General features: G+C 65.1%; 22 protein-coding genes and 1 riboswitch. Of the genes, 6 read left to right on the top strand and 16 right to left on the bottom strand.

The window, feature by feature from the left end; genetic code table 11:
- Positions 1 to 119 precede the first annotated feature (119 nt).
- From thiS to AC0L3J_RS18035, 3 genes are all read right to left on the bottom strand, one after another.
- The gene (gene thiS, locus AC0L3J_RS18045; RefSeq protein WP_473347957.1) at positions 120 to 317 is read right to left on the bottom strand and encodes a sulfur carrier protein ThiS; all 198 of its coding nucleotides are present in this window, start codon (positions 315 to 317) and stop codon (positions 120 to 122) included.
- On the bottom strand, positions 308 to 1333 hold the full coding sequence (locus AC0L3J_RS18040; RefSeq protein WP_473347956.1) for an FAD-dependent oxidoreductase: 1026 nt from the start codon (positions 1331 to 1333) through the stop codon (positions 308 to 310). The genes thiS and AC0L3J_RS18040 overlap by 10 nt, the downstream gene beginning before the upstream one ends.
- Positions 1321 to 1449, bottom strand: a riboswitch (TPP riboswitch). It overlaps the preceding gene by 13 nt.
- Positions 1450 to 1501: 52 nt before the next feature.
- Complete coding sequence (locus AC0L3J_RS18035; RefSeq protein ID WP_456768368.1) at positions 1502 to 2050, bottom strand: transglycosylase SLT domain-containing protein; 549 nt, start codon at positions 2048 to 2050, stop codon at positions 1502 to 1504.
- A gap of 244 nt (positions 2051 to 2294) precedes the next feature.
- Here AC0L3J_RS18035 and AC0L3J_RS18030 point away from each other — a divergent pair, with 244 nt between their 5' ends.
- Positions 2295 to 2525: a hypothetical protein gene (locus AC0L3J_RS18030; RefSeq protein ID WP_473262978.1), complete on the top strand. Its 231-nt coding sequence runs from the start codon at positions 2295 to 2297 to the stop codon at positions 2523 to 2525.
- A 2-nt stretch (positions 2526 to 2527) separates the two neighbouring features.
- On the opposite strand, the gene AC0L3J_RS18025 is transcribed toward AC0L3J_RS18030, so the two are convergent.
- Complete coding sequence (locus AC0L3J_RS18025) at positions 2528 to 3847, bottom strand: ATP-binding protein (protein ID WP_473347955.1); 1320 nt, start codon at positions 3845 to 3847, stop codon at positions 2528 to 2530.
- Between the two features lies 1 nt (position 3848).
- Positions 3849 to 4634 (bottom strand): response regulator, encoded by a 786-nt coding sequence (locus AC0L3J_RS18020; protein ID WP_473347954.1) that lies wholly within the window; start codon positions 4632 to 4634, stop codon positions 3849 to 3851.
- 181 nt (positions 4635 to 4815) lie between these two features.
- Between AC0L3J_RS18020 and AC0L3J_RS18015 the strand changes: the two genes are divergently transcribed.
- Together AC0L3J_RS18015 and AC0L3J_RS18010 are read left to right on the top strand one after the other, a co-directional pair.
- The gene (locus AC0L3J_RS18015; protein WP_473347953.1) at positions 4816 to 5394 is read left to right on the top strand and encodes a hypothetical protein; all 579 of its coding nucleotides are present in this window, start codon (positions 4816 to 4818) and stop codon (positions 5392 to 5394) included.
- Between the two features lie 227 nt (positions 5395 to 5621).
- Positions 5622 to 6167 carry a PRC-barrel domain-containing protein gene (locus tag AC0L3J_RS18010; protein WP_027570651.1) on the top strand — a complete coding sequence of 182 codons (546 nt, stop codon included), beginning with the start codon at positions 5622 to 5624 and terminating at the stop codon, positions 6165 to 6167.
- Positions 6168 to 6336: 169 nt separating this feature from the next.
- On the opposite strand, the gene AC0L3J_RS18005 is transcribed toward AC0L3J_RS18010, so the two are convergent.
- The 8 genes from AC0L3J_RS18005 to AC0L3J_RS17970 all read right to left on the bottom strand — a co-directional run bounded on the left by AC0L3J_RS18005 (position 6337) and on the right by AC0L3J_RS17970 (position 15970).
- Positions 6337 to 7551 (bottom strand): ABC transporter substrate-binding protein, encoded by a 1215-nt coding sequence (locus tag AC0L3J_RS18005; protein ID WP_473347952.1) that lies wholly within the window; start codon positions 7549 to 7551, stop codon positions 6337 to 6339.
- A 289-nt stretch (positions 7552 to 7840) separates the two neighbouring features.
- Positions 7841 to 8671, bottom strand: a complete 831-nt coding sequence (locus tag AC0L3J_RS18000; protein WP_473347951.1) for an ABC transporter permease — start codon at positions 8669 to 8671, stop codon at positions 7841 to 7843.
- Positions 8668 to 9930, bottom strand: coding sequence for an ABC transporter permease (locus AC0L3J_RS17995; protein WP_473347950.1), 1263 nt, complete (start codon positions 9928 to 9930; stop codon positions 8668 to 8670). Before AC0L3J_RS17995 ends, AC0L3J_RS18000 begins: the two co-directional genes overlap by 4 nt.
- Positions 9931 to 9965: 35 nt before the next feature.
- Positions 9966 to 11015 (bottom strand): ABC transporter substrate-binding protein, encoded by a 1050-nt coding sequence (locus tag AC0L3J_RS17990; protein ID WP_473347949.1) that lies wholly within the window; start codon positions 11013 to 11015, stop codon positions 9966 to 9968.
- A gap of 87 nt (positions 11016 to 11102) precedes the next feature.
- Positions 11103 to 12242 carry an ABC transporter ATP-binding protein gene (locus AC0L3J_RS17985; protein WP_473347948.1) on the bottom strand — a complete coding sequence of 380 codons (1140 nt, stop codon included), beginning with the start codon at positions 12240 to 12242 and terminating at the stop codon, positions 11103 to 11105.
- Positions 12243 to 12375: 133 nt separating this feature from the next.
- A complete protein-coding gene (locus AC0L3J_RS17980) occupies positions 12376 to 13944 on the bottom strand; it encodes a DUF4403 family protein (protein ID WP_473347947.1) in 1569 nt (522 codons plus the stop codon).
- A gap of 136 nt (positions 13945 to 14080) precedes the next feature.
- Positions 14081 to 14719, bottom strand: coding sequence for a Vgb family protein (locus tag AC0L3J_RS17975; protein WP_473347946.1), 639 nt, complete (start codon positions 14717 to 14719; stop codon positions 14081 to 14083).
- 30 nt (positions 14720 to 14749) lie between these two features.
- Positions 14750 to 15970: a helix-turn-helix domain-containing protein gene (locus AC0L3J_RS17970; RefSeq protein WP_473347945.1), complete on the bottom strand. Its 1221-nt coding sequence runs from the start codon at positions 15968 to 15970 to the stop codon at positions 14750 to 14752.
- Between the two features lie 147 nt (positions 15971 to 16117).
- On the opposite strand from AC0L3J_RS17970, the gene AC0L3J_RS17965 reads away from it, so the two are divergent.
- Together AC0L3J_RS17965 and AC0L3J_RS17960 are read left to right on the top strand one after the other, a co-directional pair.
- Positions 16118 to 16912, top strand: a complete 795-nt coding sequence (locus AC0L3J_RS17965; protein ID WP_473347944.1) for a DUF899 domain-containing protein — start codon at positions 16118 to 16120, stop codon at positions 16910 to 16912.
- The gene (locus AC0L3J_RS17960; RefSeq protein WP_473347943.1) at positions 16905 to 17177 is read left to right on the top strand and encodes a hypothetical protein; all 273 of its coding nucleotides are present in this window, start codon (positions 16905 to 16907) and stop codon (positions 17175 to 17177) included. The genes AC0L3J_RS17965 and AC0L3J_RS17960 overlap by 8 nt, the downstream gene beginning before the upstream one ends.
- Positions 17178 to 17306: 129 nt before the next feature.
- On the opposite strand, the gene AC0L3J_RS17955 is transcribed toward AC0L3J_RS17960, so the two are convergent.
- The 3 genes from AC0L3J_RS17955 to AC0L3J_RS17945 form a co-directional block, all read right to left on the bottom strand.
- Positions 17307 to 17651, bottom strand: a complete 345-nt coding sequence (locus AC0L3J_RS17955; protein ID WP_473347942.1) for a GIY-YIG nuclease family protein — start codon at positions 17649 to 17651, stop codon at positions 17307 to 17309.
- 204 nt (positions 17652 to 17855) lie between these two features.
- A complete protein-coding gene (locus tag AC0L3J_RS17950) occupies positions 17856 to 18290 on the bottom strand; it encodes a c-type cytochrome (protein WP_473347941.1) in 435 nt (144 codons plus the stop codon).
- A 97-nt stretch (positions 18291 to 18387) separates the two neighbouring features.
- Positions 18388 to 19095, bottom strand: coding sequence for a L,D-transpeptidase (locus AC0L3J_RS17945; RefSeq protein WP_473347940.1), 708 nt, complete (start codon positions 19093 to 19095; stop codon positions 18388 to 18390).
- 273 nt (positions 19096 to 19368) lie between these two features.
- Between AC0L3J_RS17945 and AC0L3J_RS17940 the strand changes: the two genes are divergently transcribed.
- Complete coding sequence (locus AC0L3J_RS17940; RefSeq protein ID WP_473347939.1) at positions 19369 to 20421, top strand: glycosyltransferase family 4 protein; 1053 nt, start codon at positions 19369 to 19371, stop codon at positions 20419 to 20421.
- Positions 20422 to 20443 lie beyond the last annotated feature (22 nt).

The following is a 20443-nucleotide window of genomic DNA, read 5'->3' as shown; positions in this document are numbered from 1 at the left end:
AAAGGAGGTGAGAGACGGACTCGCGGAGAGTCCCCCTCACCCGAAATTCGCGCTCGCGCGAATTTCGACCTCTCCCCGCAAGCGGGGCGAGGTGAAGAAAGGCGATTGCATCGTTCACATCACCCTCCCTGCCGCGGTGTGATGATCTCGATCTCGTCGCCGGCCTTCAGCGCCGTTTCGGCCCAGCGGCTCTTCGGCACGACGTCGTAGTTCAGCGCGATCGCGAAATGGGTGCCCTCGTAGTCGAGCTCGCTGAGCAGCGCGTCCACGCGGGCCGAATTGATCTCGCGCTGCTCGCCGTTAACGATCACGCGCATTGCATCACCTCATTGTCGATCTGGCCGCGCTCGACAAAGCCAAGCGTCAGCTCGGCCAGCGCCGGCGCGATCAGGAAGCCGTGGCGGTAGAGGCCGTTCACGCTGATCGTGCCGTCACGGATGCCGATGCGCGGGAGATTGTCCGGAAAGGCGGGGCGCAGGCCGGAGCCGAATTCGACGATGCGGGCCTCGCCGAAAGCGGGATGCACGGCATAGGCCGCGCCCAACAGCTCCAGCGCGGAACGCACGCTGACGCCGGTGTCCTCGGCCTCGATCGAGGTCGCGCCCAGCATGAACAGATTGTCCTCGCGCGGGATCACATAGAGCGGCCAGCGTGGATGGATCAGCCGCACCGGGCGCGCGAGCTGCACCTCGGCGGTCTCGATCAGGATCATCTCGCCCTTGACGCCGCGAAGCTCCGGCTGCTCGTCGCGCGCAGCAAGACCGCGGCAGTCGATCACGATGCCTTTAGGATCGAGCTTTGCGAGTTCGGCCGCGGCGACGTCGCTTTCGAATTTGATGGTGCCGCCGGCGGCGCGGATGCGCTCGTGCAGTTTCGGCAGCACGCGGCGCGGCTCGACATGGCCCTCGGTCGGGAAGAACAGCGCGTCGCGGAAACGGCCTTCGAGCGACGGCTCGAGCTCGGCAAGACCGGCGGCATCGAGCCGGCGATGGCCTTCGGTCATCCGGGCAAAACGCTCGAAGTCGTTGCACTCGCGCGGGTGGGCGACGACCAGCGAGCCGTTGAAGGGCGTGTCGGGCAATTCGCGCCGCCAGATGTCGAGCGAGCGCAGGCCGAGCCTGGAGATGATGGGTTCGGAAACCTCCGCCTCGCAATAGGGCGCGAGCATGCCGCCGGCCCAATGGCTGGTGGCATCGGTCATTTCGGCGTCACCGCGCTCGTGCAGGGTGACGGCGTGGCCGGCCTGCGCGAACAGCAAGGCCTGCCAGGCGCCGGCAATGCCTGCGCCGATGATGGATACCGGGGAATCCGGTCGCTTGGTCGTCTGCAACATCCCTGTCCCTTCGCCGGCATGACCCGGATCAGGTTCAAAGGGTCACCGCGGTCCTGGGCGGATTTGCCCATTTAGCGGTATCTCAGCTCCTCCTCGGAGCACCCCTCGGAACGGCTCTAATGTATGCCAGCAGGGCTGGGTGGTCAACGCGCTTGGTGGGAACCGCGCTTACTTGGGCGCCTGTGCCCGGGCGTTGCGGACGCGCTGGGCGAGCTTGCGATGTGGGACGCTGCCGAACATCGGCTGCGGATTGCCGTTTGGCTCGAGCCAAGGGCCGCCCATATTGGCCTCGCCCATATTGGCGACCTGCACGGCCTCCTGCCGCTGCCGCTTTGCGGCGTAGTAATAGCCGCCGGCGAAATAACGAACGGCGCGGCTATGGTCGCCATTGGCGGCGTGATAGGCGCCGGCGAGATATTTCACGGCATAGGTGAGGTTGGTGTTGGGATCGCGCAGGCCGGCGGCGTCGCCGGTGTAACCGACCCCGCGGGCGGTCGCGAGCTTGATCTGCATCAGTCCGATGGTGCCGCCATGGCCGACCAGGCCGGGCTGATAGCGGCTCTCGCGCATGATGACGCGATGCACCAGCGCCTCCGGCACGCCGTTGGCGCGCGCATGGGCCGCGACCATCTCGGCGTACTCCGCCTGGCCCGCGAATGCGGCCTGCGGCAGCGTCAGTCCGGCCGCGAGCAGCGCGGCAACATGTAAAATTTTCATCAGATATTCCGGAGGTCCCTGAGACTGATTGAAGGCCTGCGCCCGGCTGCCGTTTAGGCCTCGCGAACGCGGCGATGATGTGACCAAACGCCGCCTTTAACGTTTTCGCGGCGCCGAGCCGCTGTGACGACTCAATGCTGGTGCCAGAGTTTCCTCAGGCGGACAACTCGCGACAGCAGGCCTGTCTATTCGCATGGGCGCACGAAAGCGAGTATGTCACGGCCAGCGAATCGGGAGAGGTGCCATGACAAAATCAACCATGGTCAAAGCCCACAGTGGCGACATGTCAGAACACGATTTGCCCAGAAACAACCCCTGTGCCCAATGCGGCACGCTGATCCCCACGCCCGACTGGATCGAGCCGGGCGAAGGGCGCGTCTCCTATCTCTGGACGTGCCACGCCTGCAATTATCGCTTCGAGGCGGTGGCGATCTTCGACGATATGCCCATCGCGCATCCGCCCCTCGCGGCCTGAAGTTAAGCCGCAAGCCGCGGCTGCTGCCAGATCGGCAATTGCATCCGCACGATCAGCCCATGCGGCTCCCGGTCGTGCAGCGACAGCTCGCCGCCATGGGCGATCGCGATCGCGCGCGCGATCGACAGACCGAGGCCGAAGCCGGTGGACTCGTCCATGGTGCGCGCGTCGTCGCCGCGCACGAACGGCTCCAGCATCTCCTGCTTGCGGCCATCCGAAATGCCGGGTCCGTCGTCCTCGACGTCGATGACGAGCTTGCTGCCCGAGATGTCCAGCCGGATCGTCACCTCGGCGCCGAAGCGCACCGCGTTTTCGACGAGATTGGTGACGCCGCGATGCAGATCGTCGGGCCGCGCCACGGCGGTCGCGGATTGCGGGCCGGCATAGCGCACGGCATGACCCATGTCGCCGAACTGGTCGGCGATGAGCTGCAGCGTGCTCGCGATGTCGACCAGCGTCACCGCCTCGATCTGGCGGTCGTTGCGCAACAGCGACAGCACGCTTTCCAGCATCGAGCGCATCTGGTCGAGGTCGATCAGCATGCGCTTGCGGTTGCCTTCGTCCTCGACGAACTCGGCGCGCAGGCGCAGCCGCGTGATCGGTGTGCGCAGATCGTGGCTGATCGCGGCGAGCATCCGCGTGCGGTCCGACATCAGCCGCGCGATCCGCTCATGCATGCGGTTGAGCGCGCGCGCCACCGAGCGGATCTCTTCCGGGCCGCGTTCGGGCAGCGGATCGGCTGTCCCATCCAGGCTGAAATTCTCGGCCGCCTTTGCAAACGACGACAGCGGCGCGGCGAGCGCATGTGCGGCCCATACGCCGAGCAGCGTCACGCTGATCACGGCAGACAGCAGCGTCGTTATCCAGGGATTGCCCCAGAACCAGCCCGGCCGTCCCCGTTCAACATGGCCAGCGACCGTCGTGCCGTCGGGCAGCTGGATGCCGATCCGGGGCGAACCGCCGTTCGGCGGCAGCGTGACGACCTTGTAGCCCTCACCGAGATGGCGGCGCATCCCGTGCATATGGGGGCCGTCGCCGATGTCCGTCACGGAGCCGGGCGCGATCGCTTCCAGCCGCAGATCCGGAAAGGCGCGCGCGATGTCGGCAAGAAGGCGCGGCCGCTCGCTCGCGTCGGCCGCGGACAGCAGCAGCGCGGCATTGGCCAGCTCATGCTCGCTGTCGGGCGGCGCCGCCGCACGGTCCGGCCGCGTGATCAGAAAACCCGCCGTGATGACCAGATGAAGCGCGACGATCGACACCACGACGAGCGCAGCGATCTGGCCGCTGATGCTCCTGAGATGGAAAAATCCCAAAAGCCGCATGTCAGATGCTCAAGACTGCCGCGACCGCTTCCGTGCTTGTAGTGTCGGTGCTTGCCGCTTCCGTTCTCACCACTTCGGTTCTTGGCGTGAACAGATAGCCGCCCGAGCGCACCGTCTTTATCATGGTCGGATCAGCCGGATTGGGCTCGATCTTGCGGCGGATGCGGCTGACCAGCACGTCGATCGAGCGCTCGAACGAGCCGGTGCTGCGCCCCTGCGTGAGGTCGAGCAGGCTGTCGCGCGACAGCACGCGGCCGGGTCGCTCGCAGAACGTCCGCAGCAGGTCGAACTCGGCGCTGGTCACCGCGACGCGCGCGCCCTCGGGATTGCGCAGCTCGCGCAGCCGCAGATCGATGCGCCAGCCTTCGAAGGCGAGCGTGCTTGCGCCTTCGATCGAGCTTGCCGCCTGCGCGGCCGCCTGGCGGCGCAGCACCGCGTTGATGCGGGCGAGCAGCTCGCGCGGGTTGAACGGTTTCGGCAGATAGTCGTCCGCGCCCATCTCGAGGCCGACGATGCGGTCGACGTCCTCGCCGCGTGCGGTCAGCATGATGATCGGCGTCTGTCCGTCGGCGCGCACCCTGCGGCACAGGCTGAGGCCGTCCTCGCCGGGCAGCATGACGTCGAGGATGATGAGGTCGACGCGATGATCGGCCATCGCGCGCGACATCTCGCGGCCGTCGCTCACAGCGGTGACGTTGCAGGCGTTGTTGCGCAGGTATTTCGCAATCAACGTCCGGGTTTCACGGTCGTCTTCGACGACAAGGATGTTGGGATTGGGAATGGCCATACGCTTTGTTTGTCCAAGATTCGGGCCAAAAGGCGAGGATTTTTGTTTCAGATTGTTTCCACGGTCCACGCCGCAACAGCAGGACATCACCGGGCAGGGAAGCGGCAAGGTCTCGTTAAGCGCGCTAACCATACCGTGGCGTGGTCGGCTACGAAACCCCCGCAGAACTCACGGAGCCATCATGACCTCGATCTCGGCGGCCTCCGCCGGTTACCAACAGTCGCCGCTGCAGCGGCTGCAGCAGGAATTGCAATCGGACGTGTCCGCCGGCACGGTCTCGTCGTCGGACCAGTCGGCGCTTTCGACGGCGCTGACCGACATCGACACGGCGCTTCAGCAGAGCCGGTCGAGCGATCAGTCGAGCGGCACGCGTTCCTCCAAGGGCGACATCAAGTCGAAGATCGACGACCTCATCTCCAACGAGGTGTCGAACGGGACGCTGACGTCGGACCAGGCCGACCAGCTGAAGAACGTATTCCAGTCCGCCTTCGCCAATGGCGGCGGCGGCCCCGGTGGTGCGGGCGGTCCGGGGGGTGCGGGCGGCCCCCCGCCCGGTCCGCCGCCGGACGACAGCTCATCGGATTCGTCGTCAACGGACGCGACCGGCAGCACGTCGACCGGCTCCACCACGGCCGAGATCCTCCAGCAGTTTCTGCAGGCGCTGCAGCAGTCGCAATCGTCTTCGTCGTCGTACGGTGCAAACGGCAGCTCATCCGCCGGCTCGAACTTCGCCGCGCTTCTGATCGATTACAAGAGCTGACCTGCGCGACGCAGATCGGCGCGTTCCTCGCTGCGGTCGTGCTTCACCCAGGGTGCCCGATCGTCGGCGAGGAACAGTGCGCTGCAAAATGTTCCTGGGTGACTTAGGAACAATTGCACGCGGCTCCGATGCTCGCGCAGCACGCGACGAAATTGCAGCACGCACGGAACTGGGACTGATCCGAGCTGTTTTCTCCGCACGAGTTTTCTGCTGAAGGAGAGGACAATATGTTGATGAAATCGATCGCGGCCGGTCTCGCCGGTACCGCACTGCTCGCAACCGTTGCATTCGCGCAAAATCCGACCGCCACCACCGACAAGGCGCCGGCTGCCGCCGCCTCGACGACCACCACGACCGCGTCGGGACAGTGGCGTACGTCCAAGATGGACGGCATCAAGGTCTATAACGACGCCAACGAAAACATCGGCTCGATCAACGATCTGCTCATGGACAAGAGCGGCAACATCAAGATCGCCGTGATCGGCGTCGGCGGCTTCCTCGGCCTGGGCGAGCATCTGGTTGCCGTGCCCTATGAGAAGCTGAAGTTCGTCAACGAGGCGGTGGCCTATACCGGCGCTGCCGGGAACAACCCGAACAGCGCAGCCAACCGGCCGGCGGCGACCACCACGACGGGTGCCGCGACCGGCACCGACAACAAGCCCGCGACGACAACGACGGCCACGTCCTCGTCGAAATGGTATCCGGACCACGCCGTGTTCAATGCGAGCAAGGATGAGCTGAAGAACATGCCCGAGTTCAAGTACTCGGAGTAACGCGGCTCTGAACGGCTAAACGAAGCGCGCCCGGTTTCTGCCGGGCGCGCTGTCGTGTGTTTTTTCGCCTGCCGTCATTGCGAGGAGCTCTTGCGACGAAGCAGTCCAGGCTGCCACCGCGGAAGCATTCTGGATTGCTTCGCTTCGCTCGCAATGACGGAGAATGTCCCTAGTTCCCCTTCACCAGCGGGCAGCCGCCCTTGTCGAGCGGGCGGAAGGCTTCGTCGCCGGGCACGGTGGCGATCAGCTTGTAGAGGTCCCACTCTCCCTTGGAGTCCTCGGGCTTCTTGACCTCGAACAGATACATGTCGTGGACCATGCGGCCGTCGATGCGGATCTTGCCGTTCTTGGCGAAGAAGTCGTTGACCGGCGTTTTGCGCATCTGCTCCATCACCTTCGGTGCCTCGTCGGACTTGATGGCGTCGATTGCCTTCAGATAATGCATGGTCGCCGAATAGAGCCCCGCCTGGATCATGGTCGGCATGTGGCCGACCTTCTCGTTGAAGCGCTTGGAGAACGCGCGCGTCTCCTCGTTGGTGTCCCAGTAGAACGCGTCGGTGATGATCAGTCCTTGCGTCGACTTGATGCCGAGCGAATGAACGTCGGTGATCTCCATGAGCAAGGCGATCATCTTCTGCCCGCCCTCCGTCAGGCCGAACTCGGCCGCCTGTTTCAGCGCATTGGTGGTGTCGCCGCCGGCATTGGCGAGCGCGACCACCTTGGCCTTAGAGGCCTGGGCCTGGAGCAGGAACGAGGAGAAGTCCGACGAGTTGAGCGGATGGCGGACCTCGCCGAGCACCTTGCCGCCGCTCTCCTTGACGACGTTGGCTGCGTCGCGTTGTAGCGCCATGCCGAAGGCGTAGTCGGCGGTGACGAAGAACCAGGTGTCCTCGCCGCGCTTGACCATGGCCTTGCCGGCGACATTCGACAGCGCATAGGTGTCGTAGGTCCAGTGCACCGTATTGGGCGAGCAGGCGACGCCCGTGATATCGGATGAGCCGCCGCCGGAATTGATGTGGATCTTGTTCTTCTCGCGCGTCAGCGCCGAGATCGGCAGCGCCACCGACGAGGTTGGCACGTCGAAGATCGCGTCGACCTTGTCGTTGTCGTACCAGTTGCGGGCGATGTTGACGCCGACGTCGGGCTTGTTCTGGTGATCGGCGGAGACCACTGCGACAGGCTTGCCCGCGACCTTGGCGCCGTAATCGGCGACCGCCATCTCCACGGCAGCTAGCGAGCCTTTGCCGGTCGCGTCCGCATAGAGGCTCGACATGTCCGTGAGCACGCCGATCTTGACGACGTCGTCGGAAATCTGCGCCCGCGCGGCGCCTGACGTGGCGGCGAGAGCGAGTCCGGCCGCGACCGCGGCGATGAGTTTTTGCATTTTGTTTTTCTCCCTCAGCGTTGTTGTTTGGGCTTTGTTGCGGGAGCCGTTCTAACGACAATCGGGCGCGGGAGCAAAGCCCGGAATGCGCGAGGAGGGTTGAGAAATAAGCAGGACGCGGCGGTGTTTTTGCCCCTCTCCCCTTGCGGGAGAGGGTGGCTCGCCGCGAAGCGGCGAGACGGGTGAGGGGTTCTCTCCGCGCGTACATCTCATGCATTTGAACTCGCTGAAGCAACCCCTCATCCGGCGCTTCGCGCCACCTTCTCCCGCAAGGGGAGAAGGAAGAAAGTCACGCGCCGCTGCCCTTCAGCCGTTCATTGCGTCGGCGCAGGCCTTCCAGGGTGGCGAGCAGGACGACCGAGACCGTGGTCAGGATCACCGCCGCTGCCGTGATGGTCGGGCTGATGTTCTCGCGGATGCCGCTGAACATCTCGCGCGGCAGGGTGCGCTGTTCCGGACCTGCCATGAACAGCACGATCACCACCTCGTCGAAGCTGGTCGCGAAGGCGAACAGCGCCCCCGACGCCACGCCGGGCAGGATCAGCGGCAGGATCACGCGGCGGAACGCCTCAAGCGGCGAGGCACCGAGCGAGGCGGCGGCGCGGGCCAGATTGGTGTCGAAGCTCTGCAGCGTCGCGCCGACCGTGATGACGACGAAGGGCGTCGCCAGCGCGGTGTGGGCCAGGATCAAGCCGAGATAGCTGCCGGTCAGTCCGATCGGCGCGAAGAAGAAATACAGGCCAACCGCGGTGATGACGCCGGGCACGACGACCGGCGACAGCACGAAGGCCAGCACGAGCGGCTTGAACCGGCTCTTCCACTGCGCCAGCCCCAGCGCCGCCAACGTGCCAAGCATCATCGACAGCAGGGTCGAGGCCACACCGATGATCATGCTGTTCTTCAGCGAATTCATCCAGCGCGGCGAATTGACGAAGTCGTCATACCAGCGCAGCGAGAGACCCGGCAGTGGATAGGTCAGGTAGGAACCCGAGCTGAAGGACAGCGGCATGATCGCGAGGATCGGCGCGATCAGGAAGATGAACACCAGCGTGGAGATCACGATGGTCGCGGTCCACGCGATACGCTGGCTCGGCGTGCGGATGGACGAATTGTCGCTCAATTCTTCATCCCTCCCGTGACCTGCTGTCCCTGCACCAGCTTTCCGTACACGAGCGCGAGCAGAATAGTGGCGAGCAGCAGCACCGCACCCAGTGCCGAAGCAAGTCCCCAATTGGCGGTCTCGGTCGTGTAGAGCGCGATGAAGTAGCTGATCATCTGGTCGGCGGCGCCGCCGACGAGTGCCGGCGTGATGTAATAGCCGAGCGCCAGGATGAAGACGAGCAGGCTTCCCGCGCCGATGCCGGGCAGGGTCTGAGGCAGGTAGATCCGCAGGAAGGCGGTGAGCGGCGGCGCTCCTAGCGAGGCGGCGGCACGCATGTAAGCAGGCGAGATCGCCTTCATGCTGCTGTACAGCGGCAGGATCATGAACGGCAGGAGGACGTGGGTCATGGCGACGCAGACACCGAAGCGGTTGTAGATCAGGCGCAACGGCGCGTCGATGATGCCAAGCCAGAGCAGGCTGTCGTTCACGACGCCTTTGCTCTGCAACAGAACGATCCAGGCGCAGGTGCGGACCAGAAGCGATGTCCAGAACGGCAGCAGGACGAAGATCATCAGCAGGTTCGACCGGCCGGGCGGCAGCGCGGCCAGCAAGTAAGCGACCGGGAAGCCGAGGATCAGGCAAAGTGCCGTGACGCTGAGGCTAATGAGGAAGGTGCGGGCGAAAACGTCGCGGTAGATGGCCTGATCCGGCGGGGCTGCGATAATCGCGCCGTCCGCGTTCCGCGTCAGATCGAGCGCCGACAAAAGGTAGAAGCCGGTCACGGGGCCACTGGCGTCCTTGATCGTGGTCCAGGTGGCGCGTTCGCGCCAGGCCGGATTGATCTTGCCCAGCGTCTCCCTGGCCGTGCCGGGCTCCGGCGCAGTCTTCAGATTGCGTGCGGTGGTGGTCAGGATCGTGCGGAAGCCGTTCAGTGCGTAATTGAGCCGCTTGGCCGCAATCGCAATGGTGCCGGAAGCGCGCGCCGTCATGATGTCGCCTGCCAGCGCCGCGTAGGCCTTTTCGTCCGGCAGATCCCTGCCGTCCCAACTGGCGAGAGCCGCGATGGTCTGAGGCAGAACCAGACGCACCTCCCGGTCATCGACGGCACGCCACAGCATGCCGGCGATGGGCCCAGCGAAGGTGAAGAGCAGGAAGACGAGAAGCGGCAGAACCAGCGCCAATGCTTTGATCTGGCGTGCTCGCTCCGCCCGCCGCAATCGGCGCTTGAGCGGCACCTCGGTCGACGCATCGGCGCCGGTCAAGAGCGCATCCGTCATTGGTGTTACCTTCGGTCGAGCTCCTGCGGAGCGCGCTATTTCGCTGCCCATTTGTTGAAGCGCTCGGTCAGGCGGTCGATGTTCTCGAGCCAGAAGGCAACGTTGATCTCGACCGCATTCTTGATGTTGTCAGGGGCTGTCGGCAGGTCTTTTAGAACGGCAGGTGCGAGCAGGGCGGCTGCGTCCTTGTTCGAGGTGCCATAGGCAATGTTCTCCGACAGTTTCGACTGGTTCTCCGCTTTGCCGACGAAGTCCAGGAACTTGTAGGCCGCGTCCTTGTTCGGGCTGCCTTTCAGGATCACCCAGGTGTCGAGCGTGAAGAGCGCTCCGTCCCACACCATGCCGAAATTCTTCTTCTCGTTCTTGTTCGCGGTGTCGATGCGGCCATTGTAGACCGAGGTCATCACCACCTCGCCGGAGGCGAGCAATTGCGGCGGCTGGGCGCCGGCCTTCCACCAGACGATATCGCCCTTGATGGTATCCAGCTTCTTGAACCCGCGCTCGACGCCCTCGTCGGTCGCCAGCACCTTGTAGACGTCCTTTGGCGCGACGCCGTCGGCCATGAGGGCGATCTCCAGCGTGGTCTTCGGGCCCTGACGCAGCGCGCGCTTGCCCGGGATCTTCTTGGTGTCGAAGAAGTCGGCCCAGCCCTTCGGGGCCTCCTTGAGCTTGTCCTTGTCGTAGCCGAGAACGAAATCGTAGAGGATGGCGCCGACGCCGCAAGCGTTGACCGACGGCGGGATATAGGCGGCCTCGCCGCCGATCTTCGAATAGTCGAGCTTTTCGAACAGGCCTTCCTCGCAGCCGACCGCCAGTTCGTCGCTTTCGACCTGGACGACGTCCCAGGTGGCGGCGCCACCCTGCACCTTGGCGCGCAACACGCCGACGCCGCCATCCCAGGACTCGTCGTTCATCGCAACACCGGTCGCTTTCTTGAACGGCTCGAAATAGACCTTCTTCTGGGCATCCTGATACGCGCCGCCCCACGACACGATTGTGAGGTCACGCGCCTGCGCGACCGTGGCCAGCGCAGCGCTGGCGGTGAATGCCGCGGCGAACCCCAGTACAATCTTGCGCTTCAGCATGGTCTTTGTTCCTTCTTCTTCACGTGACTTGCGTTGAGCTTGGTCGGTGCAGGCCCGCCCGCGTGCGAGCGATGCTGCATGGTTGGATCAGACGGGATCGAGGGCCAGGCAGTCCTCCGGGCGGAAGGTGATGAACACGTCATCCCCGGGTGTAAGGCTGTCAGCTCTTACGTTGCCATGTCTAAGGCTGTCATGCGTCCCCGGCTGAAGCTTGACCATGAACTCCCTGTTGTCGGCGACGTCGAGCACGGCCAGCGCGTGGTCCCCGAGATAGATGGTGTTCTGCACCTTGGCCGGCAGTCGGTTCGGTTCGTCGCTGGAGGTGCCAACCGGGATAATGGCGATCCGCTCCGGCCGCACCGACAGCGAGGTCGATGCGCCCGCGCCCGATACGTTGACCGCGCGTGCGGTCACGGCGCCGCCGCCCGCCAGCGCAACGCGGCAATATTGTTTCTCGACCGTCTCGACGGTGCCGGACAGCACATTGTTCTCGCCGATGAAATGGGCGACGAAGCTGTTCACCGGATGCTCGTACAGCGCGTCGGGCCTGTCGATCTGCTGCACGATGCCGTCGTTGAACACGGCGATGCGGTCCGACATGGTGAGCGCTTCACTTTGATCGTGGGTGACATAGACGACGGTGATGCCCATCGTCTCGTGCAGTTGCTTGATCTCCAGTTGCATCTGCTCCCGCAGGCGCTTGTCCAGGGCGCCCAGCGGTTCGTCCATCAGCACGAGTTGCGGATTGAAAACCAGCGCGCGAGCCAGCGCCACGCGCTGCTGCTGACCGCCGGACAGCTGCCCAGGCCGGCGCTGCGCCAGGGTTTCCATCTTGATCATGCGCAATGCCGCCTTGACGCGCTCCTGCGCTTCCGCCTTGTTGGTGTTGCGGACGGATAGCGGGAAGGCGATATTCTCGGCGATCGTCAGGTGCGGAAACAAGGCATAGTTCTGGAACACCATGCCGATGTCGCGCTTGTGCGGCGGCACGTTCTTGATCGGCCGGTCCGCGAGGTAGATCTCGCCATGAGTCGGAACCTCGAAGCCGGCCAGCATCATCAGCGTGGTCGTCTTACCCGAGCCCGACGGACCAAGCAGGGTGACGAACTCGCCCTTCCTGATGTCGAGATCGAGGTTCTTCACCACGAGGTGCTCGCCATCGTAGGTTTTCTGAATGCCGGAAAAGCGCACCAGCGCCGGCGCAGGCGTGACCATGCCGGCTTTCATGTCGTCCTCGCGTTATCAGCCACGATGCTGTCAGCACCTCGTCCCCGGGGTGCGAGGAATAGCTTAGCATCCTCCGTCCAGATTGCCAGCGGCGCAAGCGGCGACGCGCGGACCGTCGAGGGAAGGCGGCGCGCTACATTCCCGACAATTTCGTCACGGACACATTCAGCGAGCCGCCGGCTTCCGCGATTACACGCAGCGTCTTGGAGTCGAAGGCGATGTCGGCCAGCGTCAGGCTGTCGATCTTTGCCTCGACCCTGACGCCGTCCTCGCTCTTCTGGAAGTCCGCGATCGCGGCGGCGATCTTCTCGCGTGCATTGGCGGCAATCGGCTTCAGGTCGATTGTCGCTTTCTGCACCAGCGCCTGCTGCATCTGCGGAACCACCGCGCGTGCCGCGGCACCCAGCAGGCCGAAGGCCGCCTCGGACTCCACCGCGAGTTGGATGTCGGCGAGCCGCAGCGTCTGCTGCGCCTGGTCGAGCATCGGCCGGCCCCAGATGTGCACGGTCGCTTCGGCGCCGAGACCAAGCCAGCTCTTCTTCTCCTTGGCGCGCACCAGCAGCGAGATCAGGAGGCGCTCGCCAGACGGGACCACGTTCACGCTTTTCACCGTGACGTCCACGGGACCGGAGCCGTCCTCGGGATAAGTGTGGCCGACCATCTGCGCCGCGATCAGCTTGTTGATCTCGGTGAAGGGCACGTCGATCGGTACGCCGATGTTCACACCGGTGCCGGTCGGCGGCACGATCGAGATCTTGTCGGGGAACGGGCAGTCGGGCTTCGTCGGCGTGGAGGTGACGCGCGTCTCCGCTTCCAGGCCCATCAGCAGGGTCACGGCCTGCGCGTCGACGCGCGGCTGCGCCGCGATGGCGCGGATCGGCTTCATCTCCAGCCAGAGCGGCGGCAGCGCGGCCGAGGAGCCCGAGCCTTGCAGCGGGATCGAGCGGCAGGCCTTGGCCCATTGCAGCTTCGCGTTCTCCCGCAAGGTCGGATCGTTGCGCATGCGTTCGGAGACGGCGTTGATCTGTTCGCCGACGGTCTTGTCGATCAGCGGCTTCACTTGCGCGGGCACGTTGACCTTGGCGCCCGAGATGTTGAGGTTGGTGTCGCCAAGGTTGACCTGGGCGCCGAGATTGGGCTCGAGATGCCAGTTGGCCGCAATCTTCGGCCGCGAGGTGACGACGACGTTGCCCTTGATCTCGGCGCTGGCGTTCAAATTCTTGATGTTGACCGCGCCGATCTGTTTCGCGGCATTGCCGCCGAGCACGCTGCCGAGCGCCTCGCCGAGCGCGCCGGTGGCTTTCGACGAGAGCGATCCCGTCACGTTCAGCTTGCCCGTGAGCGGCGTCGAGATCGTCAGCACGTCCTTGTCGCCGGCAGCCGACATCGGCCCGCGTACGGCGGACCAGCCGATGTCGGCGTTCTCCAGGATTTGCGAGATCGGGTTCTCGGCCTTGCCGGCGAAATTGCGCGGAGCGGCCTTCTCGGCCTGCTCGCGGATCGCCGACAGCGCGATGGCGACCGGCGCCACCACGATCGAGCTCTTCGCGACCGGCGGCAGCGGCGGCAGTTGCGCGACCGGCGGTGCGGAATTCGTCGCCCGCGGCGACAGCCAGTCCATCGCCTTCAGGCTGATGAAAAACGACGCCGCGAGCACCGCGACGGCGATCAGGACAGTTTTCAAGTTCAGCGTCAGTCGCATCAATCCCCCAGGCCGCCCGGGCAGAAGTCTACAGGGCAGGCGAGGAGGGCGCTAGAGCCCACCGATGGGGTGGAATTGGGGCAAACAAATTAACGGCTGCGATCGCGCAATTGCCGCGCATTCGTCATGGCACACCCTAGCTGCGCTTCGGACGGCGGACCGCCCTCACATTGCCGCGATCTCCGCCCCCGCAGAAGAAGCGGTCGCCGCCATCGGACTCCAATCCTGACACCATGGTCCCGGCGGGCAGGTCGAGCTGCTCCAGCACCTTGCCCGTCTCGGGGTCGATCCGCCTGATGTCGCTGTCCTCGCCTTCCCAGGTGCCGTGCCAGAGCTCGCCGTCGACCCAGGTCACGCCGGTGACGAAGCGCTTGCTTTCGATGGTGCGGAGAATTTTCCCCGTCTGGGGATCGACCTGATGGATCTTGCGCTCCCGATACTGTCCGACCCAGAGCGAGCCCTCGGCCCAGGCCAATCCAGAGTCGCCGCCGCCGCCGGGTGCGGGGATGGTGGCGAGCACCTTGCCGGTCGCAGCGTCAATCTTCTGGATGCGGTCCTCGGCGATCTGGAACAAGTGGCGGCCGTCGAATGCCGTTCCCGCATGCGCGGCGACATCGATGGAGCGGGTGATCTTGCCATCGGCCGGATCGACCGCGTTCAATCTGTCGCCGGACGCGAACCAGACATGGGCGCCGTCATAGGTGACGCCGTGCACGGCTTCGACGCCTGCATAGGGCCCGTATTCCCTGACGATCTCGGCGGCTGAACGTTTCATCTGCTGGGTCCCTGTGGTGTGAATCCCACCTTACGTCTTCATGAGCGGTCCCGGGAGTAACAAGCCTGTCGGGAAACCCGGGACGGGCGGCGTCATCCAGCGCCGCGCCCGTCCGTGTCCGAAGGACTGCACCTTGTTCGATCGCGCCAGCTCTTCGAGGGCGCGTTGCACGGTGCGCGCGCTCGTTCCCAGCGCCAGCGCGAGCGCCGAGCTCGACCAGGGCTCGCCATCGGAGAGGAAGGCGAGCACATTGGCGTGCTTTTCCTCGATGGGTCGTGCGAGGACGAGAACCTGCCGCGTGTTGCGCGGCGTCAGCGCAAAACCTTGGCTGGTCGCGCTGACATCGGCGAGAGGCTTGAGTTTTGTGCGGAGCCGTCCGATTTCGACGCGCAGTCGGGCGCGATGCGATTCATCGACATGCCTTGCCTGAAACGCTCCCGTGATCAACGCTTCCCGCGAGACATCGGCCGGCCAGGCCTGCGCCAGGATGCGGGCGAGCGCGAACAGCACCGGCCGCCTTCCGAGCGGCACGAGGATGCCTCGCCGGCGAACCGCGTGATGGAACGTGTCCACCACGAGCGCCTCCGACGTCGCGAGGTCCTCGACCTCCTTGAGCAGCAACGGCCGTTCGTGCCCGCGCGTGATCAGGCGCGCTGCGGGCGTGTCGAGCACGCGGCTCGTGCCTTCGACCTCGGCCGCAAGCGCGGCAATGCCGGCCTGCCGTGCTGCGCTCGCCGCGCGCCCGAGTGCCGCGCGCGCGGCTTTCGTTCGCAGCCGCCTGATGGCAATGCCGGCGATCACGAGCTCGCGGGCGACCTGCGCAGCAGGGGGCAACGGCGTGGTGTTGATCTCGGCCAGCGTGCGCTCGGCCTCGTCGAGACGTCCGAGAAGGAGAAGTCGGCGCGCCTCGATGTGACCCGCATGGGCGGCGTTGGCGAGGTCACCGTGGCTTGCGAGCGTCGCTCGCGCGGCCGCGAGCGTGTTGGCCGGCCAGTTCAGGTCGCGCGAGACGAGCGCGATCTCGGCCTCCGCCACCACGCACCTGGCGCGCGCGACCGCCTCTTTCGGGCCGAAGGCGCGTGCGGCGCTGCGCAGCAATGTCTTCGCCGTGGCGAGATCGCCGAGCTGCGCCATCGCGATGCCACGCAACGCCAGCGAAGGTGCATCGTTGCGCAGCGCAACGCGGTTCAGCGCGCCGAGCGGATCGCCGGCTTGGAGCGCGCGCGCCGCGGCCGTGATCAGCGACTCCATTCAAATCCCGCCACACTTGTTACTCCCACCACGCAACCGTCCAGTGCGAGAGATCGTTGACCGCCGACAATGTGCGGCCAGGGCCGAGCGGTTCCGCATCTTCCATCGCGAGATCCGGAACGGCCGCCCGGGAAAAGTTGGAGAGCCATGATGACATCAGCTGACAACGCGGGAAATAACGGACAGGCCGCCATGCAAACACCGCCGGTGGTGTCGCCGCAGGACTGGGAGGCCGCCCGTCAGCAACTGCTCGTGAAGGAAAAGGCGCATACCCGTGCCCGCGACGCCCTGGCCGCCGAGCGCCGGCGCATGCCGTGGATGGAAGTCACCAAAACCTATGCGTTCGAGGGGCCCGGCGGCAAGGTCAGTCTGCACGACCTGTTTCAGGGCCGGCGACAACTGATCGTCTACCGCGCCTTCTTCGAGCCGGGCGTGTTCGGCTGGCCGGATCATGCCTGCCGCGGCTGCTCTATGGTGGCCGACCAGGTTGCCCATGTCGCGCATCTCAATGCCCGCGACACCACGCTGGTGTTCGCCTCGCGCGCGCCGCAGGCCGATATCAGCAGGCTGAAGCAGCGGATGGGCTGGACCATGCCATGGGTCACCGTCACCGACAGTTTCGATGCGGATTTCGGCGTCGACGAATGGCACGGGACCAACGTGTTCTTCCGCGATGGGACGCGGATCTTCCGCACCTACTTCGTCAAGAGCCGCGGCGACGAGCAGATGGGCGGCACCTGGAATTACCTCGACATCACGCCGCTGGGACGCCAGGAGGTCTGGGAGGATTCGCCGAAGGGCTATCCGCAGACGCCGACCTACAAATGGTGGAACTGGCACGACAGTTACAGCGAAGGTGCGGCACCCGACAAGAAATGGGTCGAGATCTCGACCGCCGGCGAGAAGGCTTTTCGCGAGGAGGCGGCTGAAGGACGTGACTAGTCCCGTCAGCGCAACTGCCGGCCCGAGCCGCAACGGCGTGGTGGCCGCGCGCCACCTCGCCGGATGGCTGGGGCTGGCGGCGACCCCGACCTTTGCGATCATGGCCGTGCTGACGGCCGTGCTCGACGGCCCGGCCGACATGCTGTGTGGCTCCGGACATGGGGCGATGCTCGGCGGGATGGTGTCGATGTATCTCTTGATGAGCGCGTTTCATTCGGCGGCATGGCTGAGGCTGATTGCGGAGCGGCGGGGCCGGGCGGCGTAAGTAGTCCCGCGTGGTGCCCGCCTCGTCCTTCGAGACGCCGGCTCACGCGGGCTCCTCAGGATGAGGCTCAACGGGCATCCTGCGGGTCGCGGTAGGCATTTGCCGAGGTCTCGCTTGCAACTCGGAGCCTTACACTCCGCCCTCATCCTGAGGGCCCGCCGCAGGCGGGCGTCTCGAAGGATGATGAGATCCGCGCCTGGCCAATTCATGCAGCTCGGCAAAATTGCCGCGCATGAAGGCTTCTTTCTTGGCGCGGCTCCATTTCTTGAGCTTCCTCTCACATTCGATCGCATCGGTGATGCGGTCGAACCACTGCGAGTAGACCAACGTCACAGGCCGGCGAGACTTTGTGTAACCGCCGAATGTGCCGGCGTTGTGCTGCGCGATTCTGATCTCAAGCTCCGTGCGCGTCGTTCCGATGTAGTAGCTGCCATCGGTGCATCTGAGAATGTAGAGGTACGCGCCTTCTGTCATCGTGCCCGCCTCGTCCTTCGAGACGCGCGCAAGGGCGCGCTCCTCAGGATGAGGCTAACTGGCATCGGCGGTTTGGTGCAAGCGCTTCGGACGGATTAACGGCCACGCACTCCGCCCTCATCCTGAGGAGCCCGCCAGAGGCGGGCGTCTCGAAGGATGCGCCGCGATTTCTGATGCGAACCTGAACACGCAGCGCCAGCGCCGTCATTGCGAGCTTGATGCCGCCTGCAAATAAGCAACCACCTTCGCCGCTTCTTCCGCCGAGATGCCGCCATAGGGCTGCATCTTGTTGCCGGATACGATCTCGTCCGGCTTGACCATGAAGCGGGTGAGTTTGTCCTTGTCCCAGACGAAGCCCGCTTCTTTCATCGACGAGGAATAATTGTAGTTCGGCAGCGAGCCGGCCTTGCGTCCGACGATTTTATTGAGGTGGGGACCCAGACGATTGTCGCCCTCTTTCACCGAGTGGCAGGTGCGGCAAGAATTGTTGAAGGCTTGCTGGGCTGCGTCGTCGCTCGCCGGCTGCTGTGCGCGCGAGGCGGGCGCGGTCAGCAATAGCGTCAGAGCGCCGGCGCTGACGATCGCGCGCAGCCATGTGCCTTGCGGCGTTTGCGGATTTGATTGCACTCGCGCCTCCATGGGGGATCGCGCCGCAGCGCGCGCATCGGGATGCCGAGGGCAAACGAAAACGGCCCCGGTGGGTTCCGGGGCCGTTTGCGTCACAATGTCCTGTTGCTTACCGCGTCGCGGCGCCGAGATCCGCGCGGCGTTCCGTCATCGGCAGCACGATGACCTTGGTGCCGACATTGACGCGGGAGTAGAGATCCGCGACGTCGTCATTGGTCAGGCGGATGCAACCGGACGAGACGTGCTTGCCGATGGTGTCGGGCGCATTGGTGCCGTGGATGCGGTAGATGGTGCCGCCGAGATACATGGCGCGGGCGCCGAGAGGGTTGCCGGGGCCGCCGGCCATGTGGCGCGGCAGATAGGGCTGGCGGGCGATCATTTCCGGCGGCGGGGTCCAATCCGGCCACTCGGCCTTCTTGGTCACCGACTGGGTGCCGGACCACGTGAAGCCGTCGCGGCCGACGCCGATGCCATAGCGCATCGCCTGGCCGTTGCCGAGCACGAGATAGAGGTAGGTGTTGGGTGTATCGATGATGATGGTGCCGGGCGCCTCACGCGTTGCGTAGGAGACGGTCTGGCGACGGAAGCGGGCTGGCGTTTCGACGGCGTCCTGATCTTCGGACGGCGCGGCTTGATAGGGCGTCGCTTGATAAGGCTGATACGGCTGCGGCGCTGCGATCGGCGGCAGCGGCTGGAAGAAGGGGAAGAGCTGCACGGGCGCGGCCTTGGCCGGGCCGGCGATCGCGATCGCGGTGACAGCCACTGCGCCAAACGCAACGGCGCGCGAATAGGTCTTCAACGTCTCCAGATTGATCATTGGTCGCCCCTGTTGCGCGGTGTTTCTTGGTCACCCCGGCACCGTTTCGGTGCTCTGTTGCGTAATTCACTAACGGAAAGAAGTTTCGGGACGTTTGCGCGGAAAACCGAAAACGGCTTCATGGCGGCAAGGATTGTTTCATGACGGTTTCGTGGCTGCGCGGACCCGTTAACGAACAAAACAGCGGGCCGACACTTCCATGACGTCACACGCCTGAAATATCCGTGGTTGATGGTCGTAAGCCGAGAATCATAAAAATCTCGGGAATTTCCCATGCGGGTATTAATCGCGACTGACGCCTGGCATCCGCAGGTCAACGGTGTGGTGCGGACGCTGACCTCGCTGGCTGGCGCGGCCAAGGCATTGGATGTCGAGATCGACTTCCTGACGCCGGACGGCTTTCGGTCGTGGCCGTTGCCGACCTATCCGGGGCTGCGCATTGCGCTGCCGAGCGGCAAGGAGATTGCGCGGCGGATCGAGAAGGCCGCGCCCGAGGCGCTGCACATCGCGACCGAAGGGCCGATCGGCTGGGCGGCGCGGGCCTATTGCCGTCGCAACCGGCTCGCCTTCACCACCTCCTACACCACGCGCTTTCCCGAATACGTCTCGGTGCGGACCGGCATCCCCGCGAGTGTCGGCTATGCCGTGCTGCGCCACTTCCACGATGCCGCCGCGATGACGATGGTCGCGACGCCCTCGTTGCGGCAGGAGCTCTCCGAGCGCGGCTTCAAGCGGCTCGGCTTCTGGACGCGCGGCGTCAACACCGAGCTCTTCCATCCCGGCTCTCCGGCCAGGCTCGATCTGCCCGGCCCGATCTTCATGACGATGGGCCGCGTGGCGGTGGAGAAGAATCTCGAGACGTTCCTCTCGCTCGACCTGCCCGGCACCAAGGTCGTCGTCGGCGACGGCCCGCAGAAGGCCGCGCTCGAAAAGAAATATCCCGACGCGGTATTCCTCGGCGAGAAAAAGGGCGCCGATCTCACCGCGCATCTCGCCGCCGCCGACGTGTTCGTGTTTCCGAGCCTGACCGACACGTTCGGCGTGGTGCAGCTCGAAGCGCTCGCCTGCGGCACGCCGGTTGCGGCGTTTCCGGTGACGGGTCCGAAGGACGTCATCGCCGATCATCCGATCGGCGCGATTGATCACGATCTGCGCGCCGCGTGCCTGCGCGCGCTCACCATGTCGCGCCAGACCTGCCGCAACTTCGCGCTGGAGCGCTCCTGGGAAAAGAGCGCGCGCCAGTTCGTCGGCAACCTCACCTCACTTCAGCCCAGCCGTGCCTTGCGCGCCTCGCCGATCATGGCGCGGCGGCCGGTGCGCGGCTGATCCCGTTCGACCACAGCGAGAA

This window comes from Bradyrhizobium sp. Kon37 (genome assembly GCF_055807535.1).
Note: the sequence above shows the minus strand (reverse complement) of the source record. Positions and strands in the feature narration are given on the sequence as shown.